We start from the raw sequence: 16,744 nt of genomic DNA on the forward strand, positions 1-16,744 counted from the left end.
CCTGAACCGGCAGGGGCCCCGCCGCTCCGCACGACCTGCGGCCCGGATGATCGATTCCAAGGGGTGGCGGTGCGGATCGAGCAGAGCGGCGAGTGTCACCGCTCTGCTGGGGGAAGGACGGGTAGGCAGGATCGGCCTGCGTCCAGGCCCCGGCCGCACAGTGAGCACCAGTCGAAGAGGGCGGCGGTGAGTTCGGGGACTGCGGCCCGCAGGGCGGAGGCGGCTCGGTCAAGAGCGTCGCCGTCCAGGGCGAAGCAACGCACGATCCAGGTGTCACGGTCCGTCCGCGGTGTCCACCAGCTGTAGAGCTCCAGGTTGAAGGCCGACCTGCCGTCGAACCACCACTTGTCGGCGGGGCCGGTTGCCTCGTGTACGCGGGGTGGCAGATGTTCCTCGGCGACGGAAGGGTCCACTCCGAGGCCAGTGGTGGTCCGCAGGGCGAGGTGCGGCCACCGGTACACGCTCGCCGACAGCGCGTCGGCCTCCAGACGCTGATCGACGCTGCTGTTGATCACCCTGTGCGGCAACCCCGGTACCGGTATCGCGGTGCGGCCGTCCGCGAGTACGTCCACCCGGCAGGTCCCGGGGCCGTCAAGAATTCCGGGAAACGCCCAGCCATGAGACGTCCAGTGGGCAGACGGAACCCCATCCAGACCGTACTCGTTGGCGTTGCCGCCTCGCGGCGAGTAGAACAGGCCGCCGTATCGCTCCTCGAACCGGATCATCGCGTCCACGATCTCGGGTTCCGCGTCGACCGTTGTCGCGTACTGCCTGATCCGATCGGCAGATGTCGGTGCATGTCGCCGCGCACGCGGCTCAAGGAAGCTGCGGAGCCGGGGCGACACGGTGGGGTCATCAAGAATGTGTATGCCGTACAGGGTACTCATGACCGAAACGGTCGGCCAGGCCACAACTGATTCGCCCTGCACCCCGACATGGCTGCAGGACTCGTTGCGCGCATGAGGCGATGAAGTCCGACGTCGGTGTGTGAAACGGGAGTTGGACTCCTTCGCGACCGCACTCTACGTCAAGGCCGACGACCTCTGAAGGGATCGCCGAGGCCGCCACGGCCGCCACGGCGCCCCGGACGGTGGCCGCCGGCGCCTGACAGCCCGCCGGCGGTGGCGGAGCGGCGGCGGGCGGCCGGGCTCCGGGCCCCACCACCCGAGGCCGACCGGCCCGCGCCCCTGACGTCGGCCGGGCCCCTGAACCGGCAGGGGCCCCGCCGCTCCGCACGACCTGCGGCCTAGGCGGGGGGTGGTGGGGGTTCGGGGGTGTCGAGGGGCCAGGTGGTGCGGTCCTCGCGGTGGTCGTAGGTGGGGAGTTCGGCGGCCAGGACGTCGAAGTGGGGCAGCGGGGCCCACAGGGCGCGGTCGCCGACGACGTAGAGCCGGCGTTTGGCGCGGCTGGCGGCGACGTTGAGGAGGTGGGGGGTGCCGGCGGCCCAGGTGCGGGCGCCGGGGCGGCCGGCGCCGAGGAGGAGGATGACGACGTCGGCTTCCTTGCCCTGCGCCTTGTGGACGGTGGCGCAGCGTTCCTCCAGGAGTTCGGCGGTCCAGCCGGGAAGGGTGCGGCAGGTGTCGCGGGCCTCCCGGACGAGGGCGCGGAAGGGGGCGATGATGCGCAGGCGTTCGACGTCGACGTCGTGGTGGTCGAGCCGGCGCAGGAGGAAGGTGAGGGCGCGGCGGTCGCGTTCGCCCCAGGGGGCGTCGGCGGGGCGGTCGGGGTCGGGGGTGTCGAGCCAGCGGCTGGGGAGCAGGCCGTCGTGCTCGGGGTCGGGGAAGGGCTGCGGGTGGGTGCCGTGGACCATGAGGCCGCCGTACGCGACGTCGTTGCTGACGGTGAACATGGGGTCCTCGCAGCGGCGGTGGACGCGCAGCGGTGAGCCGACCCAGACGGTGTCCTCCTCGGCGCCGGTGGGGGCGGGCAGGTAGGTGCCGTAGCGGTTGACCCGGTCGGCGACGGCCTGGGCGGAGGTGGCGGAGGGGAGCCACTCCTCGTCGACGCCGTGGGCGAGCAGGAGCCGGCGCTGCAGGGCGCTCGGCATGGTGACGACGGGTTCGAGCTGGAGGGGGTCGCCGACGAGGACGGCGCGGCGGGCCCGCCACAGGGCGCCGACGGCGGCCTGCGGGGTGGCCTGTCCGGCTTCGTCGACGAGGACCCAGCCGAGGGAGCCGCGGCCGAGCCGGGCGAACATGCTGCCGATGGAGGAGAAGGTGGTCGAGACGACGGGGACGAGGAGGAAGAGGGTCTGCCAGGCGTGCAGGACCTGCTCGTCGGGGACGGGGCCGCTGTTCCCGGCCATGAGTTCCACGAGCACCTGGAGGTTGCTGCGGATCCGCTTGGCCGTGTTGGCGACGAAGGCGCGGTGCAGGTCGAGGGCGCGCAGGAACAGGTCGCTGCGGGCGGTGCTCCAGGCTTCGTCGGCCCAGGGGGCGCCGAGTTCCTGTTCGTGGTCGTCGAGGTGGAGCCAGTCGAGGGGCAGGGAGGGGAGGGTGGCGGCGGCGGTGCGCAGGGTGCGGTGGGCGGCGTCGAGTCCGGCGGTGGCGCCCTCCAGTTCCTGGCGCGCGGCACGGGCGTCCTGCCGGGCCCGTTGAAGGGCTTCGTGGGCGGCGGACTCCTCGGTGAGCGCGGCCCGTTCGTGGGTGCGGGCGCGGGCCGCGGCCTCGGCGGCCTCGGTGACGGCCCCGGTGGCGCGGGTGTGCAGGTCGGCGGAGGCGAGGTCCTCGGCGCGCGAGCAGCGGGCGATGTGGTCGTAGGCGTCCTCCAGGGCGGTGCGCTCCTGAACGAGCAGGGCGAGGAGTTCGGCCTGGCTGCGGTCGCGGTGCTGCTCGGCGGCCTGGCGTTCGGCGCCGCTCCGGAGCATGCGGCGCAGCCCCGCGCGCAGACCCGGCTGGCCGGCGGGCGGCTCGTCGTGGAGGGCGGTGAGGGCGTCGACCTGCCTGCGGTGCCGGTCGGCGCGCTCGCGGGCGGCGGCCAGCTCCGCCCTGGCGTCGGCGAGGGCTTCGCGGGCCTGTGGGACCCGCCGGTTCGCCGTCTCGTGGGCGGCTTCGGCGGTGCGGGTGACGCTCGCGGCGGCGTCGAAGGCCCTGGTGGCGGTGTCGGCGCGGGCTTCGGCGGCGGCCGTGCGGCTGTCGGCCCGGGTGACGGCGGCGCGCAGGGCGTCGAGGCGGGGACGGGCCCGGTCCGCCCGGGTGTCGGCGAGGGCGGCGGCGAGGCGGGCGCGTTCGGTGCGCAGGCGTTCGACCTCGGCCTGGGCGGACGTGAAGGCGGCGACGGCCTCGGTCCAGGAGGGGACGGGCCGGGCGGGGCCGACGGGGGCGGGGGCGGCGGACGTGGCGGGGGCGGCGGACGTGGCCGCGGCGGACGTGGCTGCGGTGCTCGGGACGGAGGAGGCAACTGCCCTGCCCGCGGGGGTGGTTGTGCGACGGTCGCGCGGGCTGCGGGTGGGCCTGGGCGTGCTCGGGGGGACCCAGTCGCCGAGGACGGCGTTCATGCCGCGCAGCGGCGGGAGCCCGTCGGCGGTGCGGGCCGCGGTCTCGTCCTCGGGCAGGCGGCCCCACCAGAAGCGCTCGGTGAACCGCGTGCGGTTGGTCTTGTTGCCGAGGACGGCGGCCACCAGGCCCCAGGCGGGCGCGCCGCCGAGCAGGGCGGAGGCGAGGTCGGAGAAGTGGTCGGGGCCGTCGTGCCAGTGCTCGTCGAGGGCGGCCGCGGCGGGCAGTTCGGCGGTGACGTTCTCCACGGCGCCGTTGTTGGAGGAGGTCACCACGATCTCGCGGCCGGTGAGCCTCGGGTCGAGGGTGGAGACGAAGCGGGCGTGGACACCCTGGCGGTCCTTGCCGCGCCAGGCGCGACCGACGAACGCCTCCTCGGGCCGCCGGTAGCCGGCCAGCACGGCGGCGCGTTCGACGACGAGGGCGGCGACCAGGTCGCGCAGCATGGTCGTCTTGCCGGTGCCGGGCGGGCCGTTGACGGAGAAGAGGCCTCCGGCGTCGGCGGTGGCGGCCGTGGCGGCGGCAGCGGTGGCGGTGGCGCTGGTCGAGACGGTCCCGGTGCGGTCGGCGAGCATCCGGTTGACCGCGAACTGCTGGCTGAGCGCGAGCGGGTAGCGCGCCTTGGCGGGCCAGCGCCCGGCGGGCACGAGCGCCGGGTCGACGCCTTCGAGGACGGCGAGGCGGTCCTCGCGCAGGTCGGTGCGGGCGGTCACCGGGATGTCCCGGCGAGCGGTCAGGTACGCCTCCAGGGCCGGGCCGAGGCCCGCTCCCCCGCCGACCTGGCCGACCTGGCCGCCCTGGCCGCCCGGCCCGCCCTGGCCGCCCTGGCCGCCCGCCGTGAGGGAGGCGCGGACCCGGGCGAGGTCGGGCGGGAGGAAACTGTTCAGGAACGGCTGCGGGGCGGCGGGCTTGGCCTTCGGGTCGCGCGGGAGGCGGACCAGTCGGCTCCGGACCCGGATCACCCGCGGGTCCAGGTGCTCCTCGACGCCGCAGAGGTGGGCGATCTGGGCGGTCAGGGCGACGAGGTCGGCGAGTGCGACCGGACGCGGGCCGGTGTCGTCCGTGCCGTCGTCCACGGTCCCGTCGACGGCGTCGGCAGCAGGCTCGACGGGTGACGGCAGGTGGGCGGGTGACGGCACCTCGACGGCCGGCCCCGGCACCGCGACCCCGTCCGTCTCCGCCCGCTGCGGACGACGGGCCGCCGACCACTCCGCAACCCGCCGCACCAGGGGCTCCGTCGCCCCCTGCACGGCAGCCCCGGCGACCTCGCCGAACAGCGCCCCGACCGCCGCCACCGCAGCCCCGCCCAGGACCTCCGCCAGCAGCTGCTGCCAGCCGGTTGCCGCATCCGACGCCTCCCGCACGAGCGGCGCGCCGCCCACCGGGCGGGACAGCACCGGGTTCGGCAGGAGGCGGGGGCCCGGCCCGTACGGGATCGGCGTGGCGGCCAGCCGCCCCACCGCCACCTCGAACGCCTCGCCCAACTCCTCGAAGCCGTCCAGCCATCCCGGCACCGACGGCCCCGGGTCGAAGAGCCGTCCCGTCGCCCAGGCGCACGCCGAGACCACCGAGGTGTCCCCGACCGGCCGTCCGTGCTCGTCCAGGACCAGGGCGAACATCGCGCTCCGCCCGGACAGCTTCAGCTCCTCCTGCGGCACCCCCGGATCCGGGTCGGTGCCCTCGGGCAGGACGGCGATCATCGCCTGGCGCAGCAGCTCCAGCTCGAACACCCCGCCGTACACCTCGTGCCGCCACACCATCCCGCGCGGCGCCCGCAGCGCGGCCGTCTCCGGATGCTCCGGCGCCCACGGCAGCACCGGCGCCGCCCGGCCGGCGGCCGGCGTGACGTCGACGACGACCGTGTCCGAGGCCCGGGGACGGCCCGCGCGGCGCTTGCGCGGCACCTCCGGGATCGCCGGCGGGCTGAACAGCTCGATCGCCCGCCAGCAGTCCAGCAGATCCCCCGTCCGCCGGCCCTGACCGTCCCCGCTCCCCACCCGTCGCCCCCTGCGTCGAACCAGTGACACCCAGCCGCTTCGTGTGCCGATCGGCCGGCGGCCGAATCTACCGGACGTGGGGTGAGCGGGCCGAGTGCGGGCAGCGGGCCCGAGCCGCCGTCGGGCGGCACGTGAGGCCTCGTCCGTACGGACGACGACCACGGCCCGCCACCGAGTCGTCGCGACCGCGCACTCCGACGAGCGGAACAGGACCGGGATCCCGGAAAACCCTTCGCGCCCGTTCGCCCCGCCCGGTACGGTCCCGACCGTGCTCGTCCGCCGGTGTCACGCCGGTGTCACGCCGGTTCGATCCGGCCCCACGCCGAGAGTAGGTCCCGTCCATGGCATGTCGTATCAGCGAACTCGTGCTCGGTTGTCACGATCCCGAGGTGCTGGCGCGGTTCTGGTGCGAGGTCCTGGACTTCGTGGTGCTCGGTCGCGAGGACGACGGGAGCATCGAGATCGGGCCCCGCGAAGGCTTCGGCGGCGCGCAGCCGACGATCTTCCTCAGCCGTCGGGACGAGCCGGAGCGGGGGAAGCCCCGGCTGCACATCGACGTCAACCCCACCGACCGCGACCAGGACGCCGAACTCGAACGACTCCTGGGGCTCGGGGCCCGTCCGGCCGACATCGGCCAGACCGGTGAGGAGTCCTGGCACGTCCTCGCCGACCCGGAGGGCAACGAGTTCTGCCTGCTCAAGGCCCGCCTCAGCCCGCTCTGACGGCCCCGGTGGGGGCGGGCCGCAGCAGTGCCGGCCACCGGCGTCACGGCGGTCCTCCGCGCCCCACCGCAACCGGCCGTCCTCGGCCGGGTACCGGTGGAGGCCCTCGACGTCCCCACCGTCGGGGAGCGCCCGCGCGACCGCGTGCAGGTAGCCGGCGAGGCCGGTCCGGGCGTTGCCGCAGCCGGCGGGGAGGGGTGCCTCACGCACCGCCTGCCCTCGGCCGACCGGGGCGGTGCGGGCGGGCATAGAGGTCGCGGCGCTCCGGTTCCTCGGCGGGGAGCCCGGTGTAGGCGCGCAGCGCGGGGCCGGTGTCGGGCAGCCCGAGGGCGGACAGGGCGTCACGGGTCGCCGGGCCGGAGAGCCGGGTGTCGTACCAATCGGCGGGAATCCGGTCCGCCACCGTCCGCAGGACGCACTGCAGTGCGGGCGCGAGGTCGGCGAAGGCGGCGGGGCCGACCGGTTCGAAGTCGGTGCGCAGCAGGCGCGCTGCGAGGCCGCGGACTTCGAGGACGTCCATGAACCGCAGGCAGTGCGCGACGGCGGTGAGGAGCCGGTCGTCGTCCGGGGCGAGGTCCCGGAGCGCGAGGAGCGTGCGGGCGGTGTAGCGGTGCAGGTCGTCGCTGTCGTGGTCGGTGCCGGGTTCGGGCACGGGAGCGGCCGAGGCGGCGGTGAGTTCGGTGATGACGCGGTCGAGCAGCCGGTCGTCGAAGGGCGTGCCGTCGGAGGGCGCTCCGCCGGAGGGCGCTCCGCCGGAAGGCGCGTCGCCGCCGGAAGGCGCGTCACCGTCGGGCAGGAGGAACAGGCGGGCCAGGGCGGTTACGGCGGCCCACCGCAGCAGCGCGTGCTCGGCGTCCAGGTGCGGCAGGAGCCACTCGGCGTCGCCCCGGTTCCCGAGGAGTCCGACGGACAGCAGGACGGTGGCTGCCGCCTTCGGGTCCTGCTCGCCGGCGGAGCGGCGGACGAGCGGTGGCAGGCTCTCGGCGGCGTCCTCGGGGAACCAGGCCAGCAGGTAGGCGGTCCTGGTGCGGATCGTCGGGTCCGGATCGTCCAGGAGGGCACGCAGCCGGGGCAGTCGGGCGCGGACGGCGTCGTAGCTGCGGAGTGCGCCTTCGCGGCTGTCGACCGGGTGCCCGGCCGCCGCGTGGTCCCGGGCCTCGCGGAGCCTCCCGAGGCGCTGCTCGTCCGTCTCGGCGGCGATCTCGTCCTCGTACCAGCGCAGGCTCTCCTCGTGGGGGACGACCGCGGCCCGCCAGGCGGCGGTGTCGATGCCCAGGGGCAGGTCGTACGCGTCGTGCCAGTCGACGGCCAGCCGGGTCAGCAGCCACAGCGCGTCGACCCGTGCGGGCGGCGGGCCGTCGACGGCGATCCGGGCGAGGAACGGTACGGCGTAGGGGGAGGCCGAGTAGCGCGTCCCCTGGTGGAAGATGTTGCCGGAGAGGACCCGGAAGGCACTGTCGCGGGCCTTCTCGTCGGGCCCGCAGGCCGTGCGCAGGAGGGCGGGCACGTCCGCCGCGCTTCCGTAGGCGTGCCCCAGCGCGGCCCAGTCGATGTCGTCCAGGCCGGTCAGCAGGTCGTCGGGTCGGATCATGGTCGGCACTCAAGCACACGGCACCGACATCGCGAGGGGGCGTCAGCCGTGCGCAGGCCGGTGAGCCGCGCGGGCCGGGTGAGCCGCGCAGGCGGAGGGCTCTGCGCTGACGTCCGGCTCGCACCGCCCGTCGGCCCCGGGTCGGCGCCGGGTCAGCCCCGGGCGGCGGCTCGGGGAGTGAGGAACTCCCTCAGGTCGGCCGCGAGGGCGGACATTCCCTCGCCCGCCTCCAGCACGGTGGTCACGGACGTCTCCCACCCGTCGTCGCGCGTCATCCAGGGCGTGAGCGTCCAGGTCAGGAAGACGTGGCCGCCGGACTTGAAGGACGCCCGCAGCGCCAGGTGGTTGGTGCTCCAGGTGCGCTCGCCCTCCCAGCCGCGGAAGTCGCCGGCGAGACGGCCGAGGAAGTCGTCCAGGGAGTCGAGGTCCCACACCCAGGTCTCGACCGAGTCGATGCGGGCGTGCAGCCCCGCCGCGCTGACCTCCACGGCGAAGCCGATGCCGAGTTCGTCGGGGAAGTAGCGGTCGCAGAGCCTGACCAGGGTGGCGGGGTCGTCCTGATGGCGAACGACGACGTCGGGGACATCGGGGACGTCGGGGCGTTCGGGGCTGCGCTCGGTCATCCCCGGAGCATAGGCGGTCGCCTCCCGGCCGCCCTTCGGTGCATGCCGACCGGGCACGGGCCTCCGAGGCCTGCGGCCCACACGCCCGGCGTGGTCGACGGACCGGCTCCCTCCCCGAGCCGCGTAAGGTCGGCGATCGTCGGCGATCGGCCCGCATCGGCCCCGCCCGCCCGATGGTGATGACGAGAGAGACGAGCAGCACCGTGTCGAACGCGCCCGTGATCCGCAGCGACGTCCCCGGGTCCTTCGCCTGGGGTGTCTTCCACGAACGCCACCCCGTGCTGGTACGGCAGGTCCTCGACGCCCTGCCCTACGGCCCCGCCGAGCGGGCGGCGGTCGAGCGGCTGCTCGCGGAGAGCACCACCGGCGTCCTGGTGCCGCCGCGCGCGGAATCCCCGGACCCCGCGGACTCCCCGGCCGCCGCCGCGCAGTGGACGGCGTGGGGCGAGGGCCTGTGGGGACGGCCGTGGGGCGAGGCGCCGTTCCTGTGGGCGGAGAGCTACTTCTACCACCGGCTGCTCGACGCCACCGGCTACTTCCGGCCCGGCCCGTGGCAGGGCGTCGACCCGTTCGCGCCGTTCAAGGCCGCCGAGCTCGGCGGGACGGCGGTCGACGACGAACTGGCCGCGCTGGACGGGCTGGACGGACTCGATGAGCTCGACGGACTCGATGAGCTCGACGAGCCGCCGCGGACCCGGCGCGCGGACGCCCTGCTGCAGTCGGCGTTGTGGGGCAACCGGGCGGACCTCAGTTTCCGGATGACCGCGGAGAAGGACGGAGCCTCCGGATCCGACCTGATCGCCGACGACAGCGCCCGGCTGTGGGCCCTCCTGGGACGGTCCGGCGGCGGGCGGGTCTGCGTCCTCGCGGACAACGCGGGCCGGGAACTCCTGCCGGACCTCGTGCTGATCGACCACCTCCTGGGGCGCGGCCTGGCCGCGCAGGTCGTGCTGTACGTGAAACCCCAGCCGTACTTCGTGTCGGACGCGACGATGACCGACGTCCTCGCCGCCCTCGAACGCCTCCGCACCGCGCCCGCACCGACCGCCGCAGCGGTCGGCGAGCGGCTGTGGCAGGCCATGGGCAGCGGCACGCTGTCGGTCCGCACCCACCCGTTCTTCTGCGCACCCCTGCCGTACCACGCCATGCCCGCCGACCTCCGGGACGAACTCGCGGGCTCGGCACTGACGGTCGTCAAGGGAGACCTCAACTACCGCCGCCTGGTCGGCGACCGGCTCTGGCCTCCGACCACCCCGTTCGGCGAGGTGACGGGACACTTCCCGTCAACCGTCGCGGCCCTGCGGACCCTCAAGTCGGACGTGATCGTCGGCGTCGACGCCGCCACCGTCGCCCGGCTCGACCGCACCGGCACGCCGTGGCGCACCAGCGGCCGGCTCGCCGTCATCCAGGTCGACGACGCACGACGGTAGCCGGGGACGGTGGACAGGGCCGTGCTCGCTCACAGTCCGGTGGCGAGCCAGACGGTCAGGGCCGTGGTGACGATGAGCCCGATGTTGAGGCCGATCCGGCGGTCCCCGCCGGTCAGGTGGACGACGACCGCACCGAACTGGAGGAGGAGAAGGCCGACGGCCGCGGCCGTTGCCAGCGCGGGAGCGGTGCCGGTCAGCGGCGGCAGGACCAGGCCTGCCGCGCCGAGGACCTCGACCACTCCCAGTGCCCGTACGGCGGGCAGGGGCACGCGGTCGATCCAGGTCATCATCGGTCGGAGCCGGTCACGGCTGCGGACCACCTTGAGCACGCCCGCGTAGAGGTAGAAGGAGGCGAGCAGTCCTGCGGCGATCCCATAGGCGATGGTCATGATTCCCGTTCGTGGTCCGGCCCTTCAGGCCGCGTCGGTGGTGGACTCGGCCGCGCCGGTGGCGGGCACGACCGCATCGGTGGCGGGCACCGTCGCGTAGCGGCTCATCGCGTCGATGTTGGCTTCCGCGGTCAGCGGCCGGCCGGCGGTGAGCACGTCCTGGAGGTCCCGGAAGTACTGGACGTACAGGTCCGGGGTGAAGGTGCTGAGCATGACGGCGGGGTGGTCGGTCGGGTTGGCGAAGGTGTGCGGGGTGCCGGGCGGGACGACCACGAGGGTGCCGGCGGTGGCGTCGTGGTCCTCGTCGCCGACGGTGAAGCGGATGGTGCCGGCGAGGACGTAGAAGCCCTCGTCGTGGCCGGCGTGACGGTGTTGCGGCGGCCCGGCGGTGTGCGGGGCGAGGACGGATTCGGCGATCGCGAGGCGGTGCCCGGTGTGGCTGCCGTCCTCCAGGACGCGCATGCGGGTGGTGCCCAGGACGATCGTCTCGCCGTCGCCGGGGCCGACCACCGAGAGGGCGGGGGCGGGCTGCGGTGTACCGGTCTTCGTTTCTTCGGTCATGTCACGAGTGCACCGCCGGGGGGCCGCGGCTGTCCAAGACCTGTCCCGCGACGCCGATACCCGGCGGGTATCGTTGCAGCGTGGAGCTACGCACCCTGCGCTACTTCGTCGCCGTTGCCGAGGAACTCCACTTCGGCCGGGCCGCCGCACGCCTGCACATGAGCCAGCCACCGCTGAGCCGGGCGATCCGGCGGCTGGAGGCCGAGGTCGGCGCCCCGCTGTTCACCCGCTCACCCGCCGGGGTCTCGCTCACACCGGTGGGCACCGTGCTGCTCGACGAGGCGCGGGCGCTGCTCGACCACGCCGACCGCCTGCGGGAGCGCGTCGGCGCGGCGGCCGGCGCCGCGACCGTCACCGTCGGCATCCTGGGCGACGGCACCGACCCGGGACTGACCAGGCTCGCCGCCGCGTACCGGCTACGCCACCCCGGCGTCGACATCCGCGTCCGGGACACCGACCTGACCGACCCCACCTGCGGTCTGCGCGCCGGACTGGTCGACGTGGCCCTGACCCGGGCGCCGTTCGACGAGACCGGGCTGACGGTGCGCACGCTGCGGCGCGACCCGGTGGGCGTGGTCCTGCGCGCCGACGACCCGCTGGCCCGGCGTGACCGGCTGCGGCCGGACGACCTGGACGACCGCCGCTGGTTCCGCTTCCCGCCGGACACCGACCCGGTGTGGCAGGCGTACTGGCACGGCGGCAGGCCCCGCGAGGGCCCGGTGGTGCGCGCCGTCCACGAATGCCTGCAGGCCGTCCTGTGGAACGGCACGGTCGGCCTGGCCCCGCTCGGGCACGACCTGCCCGCGGAGCTGGCCGTCGTCCCGCTGACCGGCATCGCGCCGAGCCGCGTCGTCGCGGTGTGGAAGGAGGGCGACACCAACCCGTTGATCCGGTCGTTCGTCGACATCGCGGCCACCGCGTACCGGCGCTGAGCCGCACCGGACACCGCGGGCGGCACCGGACACCGCGGAGCGGTACGGAGCGGCACCGAACACCGCGGACACCGCGGAGCGGCAGCTGCGCCCGGTCCGCTCCGGGCGCCACTGCCGCCGCCCGGGTTCAGGACAGCATGGCGATCCGGTACTGCATGATCCGGTAGTTCGTCGGGTCGTACCACTGGCTGACGACGATGTGGAAGTTGCCGAACGTCGAGCCCGGGATGACGAAGCCGCCGTACGGGCTGGCGACGAGGTTGCCGACCTCCTGGCCCGGGCTGCCGGGAAGGATCATGGTCTGCTCCAGCGTCCTGGTCAGGTCCGAGGTCGGGAGGGGGAAGACCATCGCCCTGATCGACAGCGGGTCCATGTTCAGCCAGGTGAGGACGTACTTGCCGTCCATGGCGCGGAAGCACATCTCGCCCCACCTGCGGGTGCCGAGGACGGTCGTCGGGGCGGGCGCGTTCCACTGCCAGCCGCCGTCGGCGAAGCCCCACGGCTCGTAGGCGTCCGGGTTGCCGAGGCTCTCCTTGCGGACCCGGTGCAGCAGCATGCCCGATTCCACGTCGCGGTTGAAGACCGTCGACAGGACGTAGCAGTAGCCGTCGTCGGCCACCGCGTACGTCTTCTGCTGGAACTGGCCGCCGTGCAGGTCCCCCGGCCACTGGCACAGGTACTCCCACGACTCGCCGTTGTCGGTGGAGCGCCAGAAGTCGGTGTGGTGGGTGTCGTAGATGACGCCGCGCATGAGGTGCATGTACATCACGCCGTCGACGACGAACACGTCGGACGGGATCGCCGTCGTGAACTTGTCCCCGACCGGGTTGTGCGGCTCGTCGACGAGGCTGTTGGCGTGGCCGCCGCCCACGCTGCCGTCGATGCGCAGGTTGTTCAGGTCCGCGCTGCCGGAGCGCAGGCCCACCGGGGCCCGCCAGTCGGCGGCGCCCACCCGGTCACCGTCGAAGGTGTCGCCGCAGACGAAGAGCATGGTGCCGTCCGGGCACAGCACGGGGATGCCGAGGTCCGTCCACGGCGAGGCGAACGGCCCGGTCTCCAGCGGGCCGCTGAGGTTCTTCACCTTGGTCGCGATCGTCGGACCGGTCGGGTCGTTCGGGCCGCCGGCGACCGCCGCGGGTGCCCCCGAACCGATCGCCCCCGCCCCCACGGCGACCCCGATGCCGATCCTGAGGAGTGTGCGGCGGGACGGGCCGCCGGTCGTCGCGTCGTTCCCGCCCGATGAGTGGGTCATGGTGTCGATGGCCTTTCCGAGTCGACGGATCACCGGTCCCGCGGCCCCGGAGCTTCGGCGGCTTCGCGTTCCCGCTGCTTCGAACGGACCGCGCGGCGCGGTGGCGAGGGGTCGCCCCCGAGGCTACGGCGGCCGGTCGCCGTTCCGTCGATCAGTGAACAGACCTTCACTCACATGAGTTAAGCAACACGGAAGTTCACGATCCCGACGCGTGCGGACGCACAAGTACCACGTGTGCGGACGCACCCGCGCCACGCGTGCGGACACCGCGCGACGGCTTGCTCCGCAGGGCGTGGGCGGGCCGGGTGGCCGGGTGCCGGCGGTCAGTGGGCCGCGACGGCGAAAGCGGCGGTGATCTCGGCGGGGGTGCGGCCCTGGCGGAGCAGGGTGTGCAGGAGGAGGCGGGCCTTGTGGGCGTCGAGGTGGCCGGCCCGGATCAGTCCGCGGGCCAGCAGGTCCTTCTCCGAGCCGGGGAAGCCGTACGTGCCCCGCAGGACGGGCCCGTTGCCGATGCGGCTGGCGAGGACGACGGGGATGCGCGACGCGGCCCGTTCCAGGATGCCGACGAAGCCCTCGGGGACGTGGCCGACTCCGAACGCGGCGACGACGAGTCCGTCGCAGGCCTCGGCCATCGCGGCGAGGAGGGTGCCGTCGTCTCCGAGCGTGGCGGTGTACAGGCCGACGCGGGCGGCGGCGCCGGTCGTCGGGCGGGCGAAGGTCGTGCGGGCGGCGAGCGGGGCGTACAGGTGGACGCGTCCCTCGTGGATGCGGCCGAGGGGACCGGTGGCCGGGGAGGTGAAGGCGGCGGGGCTGGTGCTGTGGGACTTGCGGACGGTGCGGGCGGCGTGGATCTCGTCGCCGAGGACGACCACCGTGCCCGCGCCCGTCAGTTCCGGGGCGGCGGCGGCGATGACGGCCGCGTGGAGGTTCGCGGGGCCGTCCGGTCCGGGCAGGGTGGGATTGCGCATCGCCCCGGTGACGACGACGGGCTGGTCTCCGGGGAGCAGCAGGTCGAGCAGGTAGGCGGTCTCCTCGATGGTGTCGGTGCCCTGGGTGACCACGGCGCCGTCGCAGCCGGTGCGGAAGGCGTCGGCCAGGGCTTCCGTGAGCGCGTCGAGGTCGTCGAAGCCGAGGGAGGCGCTGGGCACGTTCCGGACGTCGTGGACGCGCAGGTCGACGTCGAGGTGCTGCAGGGCGGGGACGGCGGCGAGGAGGTCGTGGGCGGACAGCGCCGGGACGACGCCACCGGTGACCGGATCGGTGGTCATGGCGATGGTGCCGCCGAGGGAGAAGACCGCAACTGTCCTGGTGTCCAACGGTGTTCGCTCCTTCTCCGGGGTCCGGCTGCCGGCCTGCCGACGGGGTGGCCGGGCGGCGACGTGGCCGGGCGGCGGGGTGGCCGGGCGGCGGCCCCGGGGCAATCTACCGGGTGCCCGCACCGGCCGGGTGACGCGTGACGCCGGTCTCCGGATGCGGTTCCGGAGACCGGCGTCATCACCCCGGCCGAGGGACTCCCAGCGGGGGCGTCGCCGGGGCGTCGCAGGGGTGCGGTCAGCGCTGCTGGCCGGTCGGGGTGGTGGCCGGCGCGTCGGTGGTGTTCCCGGTGTTGGCGGGGTCGGGCTTGGTGACCGGGTCCGGGATGTCGGCCATCGGCAGGGACTGCTTGGGTGCGCCGCGCAGGGCCTGGTTCATGGCGTCCCGCCAGATCGGGCCGGGGCCGTCGGCGCCGAACACCTCGGTGTGGTACTTGCCGTTGATGGTGATGTTGCGCATCTCGACGCCGCCGGCGGGGCCGCCGAGCCAGACGGCGGTGGCGAGCTGCGGGGTGTAGCCGTTGAACCAGGCGGCCCGCTTGCGGTCGGAGGTGCCGGTCTTGCCCGCGATCTGACGGTTGCCGTCGAGGCCGAGGTCCTTCCCGGTGCCGCTCTCGGTCACGCCGTTGAGGACGGTGTTGAGGGCTCGTGCCGTCTGGTCGGAGAACACCTTCTCGCAGCGGCCGGCCGGGACGGGGACGTCCTTGCCGTCGACGGTGGTGATCTTGTCGATGGCAACCGGGGCGCAGTGGGTGCCCTGCGCGGCGAAGGTCGCGTAGACGTTGGCCATGGTGAGCGGGCTCATCTCCTCGACGCCCAGGGCCATCGCGGGGACCTCCTCCAGCGGCTTGCCGCTGGCCTTGCTGGTGATGCCGAGCTTGTTGGCCATCTGCTTGACCGCGCAGAGGCCGATCTCCTGCTCCATCTGCACGAAGTAGGTGTTGACCGAGAGGGCCATCGCCATCTTCAGCTGGTAGGGGCCCTTCTCGGCGGCGGATTCGTTGGGCACCACCGTCTTGGGCCGGCCGTCGTTCTTCCAGGTCCCTTCGCAGGTCTTCATCGTCGGGTACTCGAGCTTGTTCGGGGACGAGTACTCCTGGGTCGCCGGTATGCCCGCTTCGAGTGCGGCGGCCGCGACGATCGGCTTGAACGTGGAGCCGGGCTGGAAGCCGTTGCCGCCGCCCATCACCTGGTCGACGTTGAGGTTGACGACGGTCTGGTTCTTGTTCGTGTCCAGGCCGTAGGGGCGGGTCTGGGCCATGGCGAGGATCTTGCCGCTGCCGGGCTCGATCATGGTGGCGGCGGCGGAGACGCTGTCGGTGACCTTCACGTTGCCGCTCACCGCGCTCTGGGCGGCAGCCTGCTTGTCGGGGTCCAGCGTGGTGTGGATGTTGAGGCCGCCCTGGTTCCAGAACTTCTTGCGGTCCTCGGCGGTCTTGCCGAAGGCCGGGTCCTGCTTGACGACGTGGCGGACGTAGTCGCAGAAGAAGCCCATGCCGGCCTGGGCGGTGATGCAACCGTTCTGCGGGTCCTTGTAGTTGAGGCCGAGCGGGGCGGCCTTGGCCTCCGCGGCCTGCTCCGCGGTGATGTGCTTGTTCTCCAGCATCTTGCCGATCACCACGTCGCGGCGGGCCTGCGCGTCCTGCGGGAACTGCTTCGGGTTGTACTGGTAGGGGTTCTGCACCAGGCCGGCGAGCAGGGCGGCCTCGGCGATCGTCAGGTCCTTGTTGCTCTTGCTGAAGTAGCGCTGGGACGCGGCCTCGACGCCGTAGGCGCCGTTCCCGTAGTACGTGATGTTGAGGTAGTTGGTGAGGATCTGGTCCTTCGGCAGGTCCTCCTCCAGCTTGATGGCGACCTTGAGCTCCTGGATCTTGCGGCCCAGGGTCTTGCGCTGGGCCTCCAGGACGGCGCCCTTGTCGTCGCCGGCCTGCTCCACGTTGACGTTCTTCACGTACTGCTGGGTCAACGTGGAGGCGCCCTGCGAGGTGGTGCCGGTCTCCGCGTTCTTGCTGATGGCGCGGAGGATGCCCTTGAGGTCGACGGCGCCGTGCTCGTAGAAGCGGGCGTCCTCGATGTCGACCTGGGCGTGCCGCATGAACGGCGACATCTGGTCGGCGGTGATGACGGTGCGGTCGCGCTCGTAGACCTTGGCGATCAGCCCGCCCTTGGCGTCGAAGATCTGCGTCGCCTGGGTCAGCGGCGGGGTCTTGAAGTCGTTGGGGATGTCATCGAAGTCCTCGGCCGTGCTCTTGGCGGTCAGCCCGATGCCGCCGGCGACGGGCAGGACGAGGCCCGCCAGCAGGACGCCGGAGACGACACTCACACCCAGGAAGGTCGCACCGAAGCGGGCCAGCCGAAGCGGCGACTTGCGGGACGGGCGGGGTTCCGCAGCGTCGGACGAATTCCAAATCGGGGGGAGGTTCGATTCCATTCCGAAATG

12 protein-coding genes are annotated in these 16,744 nt (G+C 73.7%); 3 read left to right on the top strand and 9 right to left on the bottom strand.

Going from position 1 to position 16,744, the window contains the following annotated elements; all coding sequences use genetic code 11:
• Positions 1–95 precede the first annotated feature (95 nt).
• Entirely contained in the window at positions 96–887 is a 792-nt protein-coding gene (locus tag ACFV04_RS01400) for a hypothetical protein (protein ID WP_380526005.1), read from the bottom strand.
• Positions 888–1,246: 359 nt separating this feature from the next.
• Entirely contained in the window at positions 1,247–5,491 is a 4,245-nt protein-coding gene (locus tag ACFV04_RS01405) for a DEAD/DEAH box helicase (protein WP_380526007.1), read from the bottom strand.
• 341 nt (positions 5,492–5,832) lie between these two features.
• On the opposite strand from ACFV04_RS01405, the gene ACFV04_RS01410 reads away from it, so the two are divergent.
• Positions 5,833–6,213 (top strand): VOC family protein, encoded by a 381-nt coding sequence (locus ACFV04_RS01410; RefSeq protein ID WP_380334275.1) that lies wholly within the window; start codon positions 5,833–5,835, stop codon positions 6,211–6,213.
• A gap of 202 nt (positions 6,214–6,415) precedes the next feature.
• On the opposite strand, the gene ACFV04_RS01415 is transcribed toward ACFV04_RS01410, so the two are convergent.
• Both ACFV04_RS01415 and ACFV04_RS01420 read right to left on the bottom strand, forming a co-directional pair.
• Positions 6,416–7,804, bottom strand: a complete 1,389-nt coding sequence (locus ACFV04_RS01415; protein WP_380526009.1) for a HEAT repeat domain-containing protein — start codon at positions 7,802–7,804, stop codon at positions 6,416–6,418.
• 152 nt (positions 7,805–7,956) lie between these two features.
• Complete coding sequence (locus ACFV04_RS01420; protein WP_380526011.1) at positions 7,957–8,427, bottom strand: DUF6228 family protein; 471 nt, start codon at positions 8,425–8,427, stop codon at positions 7,957–7,959.
• 203 nt (positions 8,428–8,630) lie between these two features.
• Here ACFV04_RS01420 and ACFV04_RS01425 point away from each other — a divergent pair, with 203 nt between their 5' ends.
• Positions 8,631–9,857: a damage-control phosphatase ARMT1 family protein gene (locus tag ACFV04_RS01425; RefSeq protein ID WP_380526013.1), complete on the top strand. Its 1,227-nt coding sequence runs from the start codon at positions 8,631–8,633 to the stop codon at positions 9,855–9,857.
• 29 nt (positions 9,858–9,886) lie between these two features.
• Here ACFV04_RS01425 and ACFV04_RS01430 read toward each other — a convergent pair whose 3' ends face one another.
• A complete protein-coding gene (locus tag ACFV04_RS01430) occupies positions 9,887–10,246 on the bottom strand; it encodes a DoxX family protein (protein ID WP_380334264.1) in 360 nt (119 codons plus the stop codon).
• A gap of 24 nt (positions 10,247–10,270) precedes the next feature.
• Positions 10,271–10,807, bottom strand: a complete 537-nt coding sequence (locus ACFV04_RS01435) for a cupin domain-containing protein (protein ID WP_380526015.1) — start codon at positions 10,805–10,807, stop codon at positions 10,271–10,273.
• A gap of 80 nt (positions 10,808–10,887) precedes the next feature.
• Between ACFV04_RS01435 and ACFV04_RS01440 the strand changes: the two genes are divergently transcribed.
• Complete coding sequence (locus ACFV04_RS01440; protein ID WP_380334258.1) at positions 10,888–11,739, top strand: LysR family transcriptional regulator; 852 nt, start codon at positions 10,888–10,890, stop codon at positions 11,737–11,739.
• A gap of 127 nt (positions 11,740–11,866) precedes the next feature.
• Here the strand turns inward: ACFV04_RS01440 and ACFV04_RS01445 are convergent, their stop codons facing one another.
• From ACFV04_RS01445 to ACFV04_RS01455, 3 genes are all read right to left on the bottom strand, one after another.
• Positions 11,867–12,991: a DUF4185 domain-containing protein gene (locus ACFV04_RS01445; RefSeq protein ID WP_380334255.1), complete on the bottom strand. Its 1,125-nt coding sequence runs from the start codon at positions 12,989–12,991 to the stop codon at positions 11,867–11,869.
• 323 nt (positions 12,992–13,314) lie between these two features.
• Positions 13,315–14,307: an asparaginase gene (locus ACFV04_RS01450; RefSeq protein WP_380526018.1), complete on the bottom strand. Its 993-nt coding sequence runs from the start codon at positions 14,305–14,307 to the stop codon at positions 13,315–13,317.
• A gap of 235 nt (positions 14,308–14,542) precedes the next feature.
• Positions 14,543–16,627, bottom strand: a complete 2,085-nt coding sequence (locus tag ACFV04_RS01455; protein ID WP_380334249.1) for a transglycosylase domain-containing protein — start codon at positions 16,625–16,627, stop codon at positions 14,543–14,545.
• Positions 16,628–16,744: the final 117 nt, after the last annotated feature.

The sequence above is a fragment of the Kitasatospora sp. NPDC059599 genome (assembly GCF_042735125.1).
Classification (GTDB): domain Bacteria; phylum Actinomycetota; class Actinomycetes; order Streptomycetales; family Streptomycetaceae; genus Kitasatospora.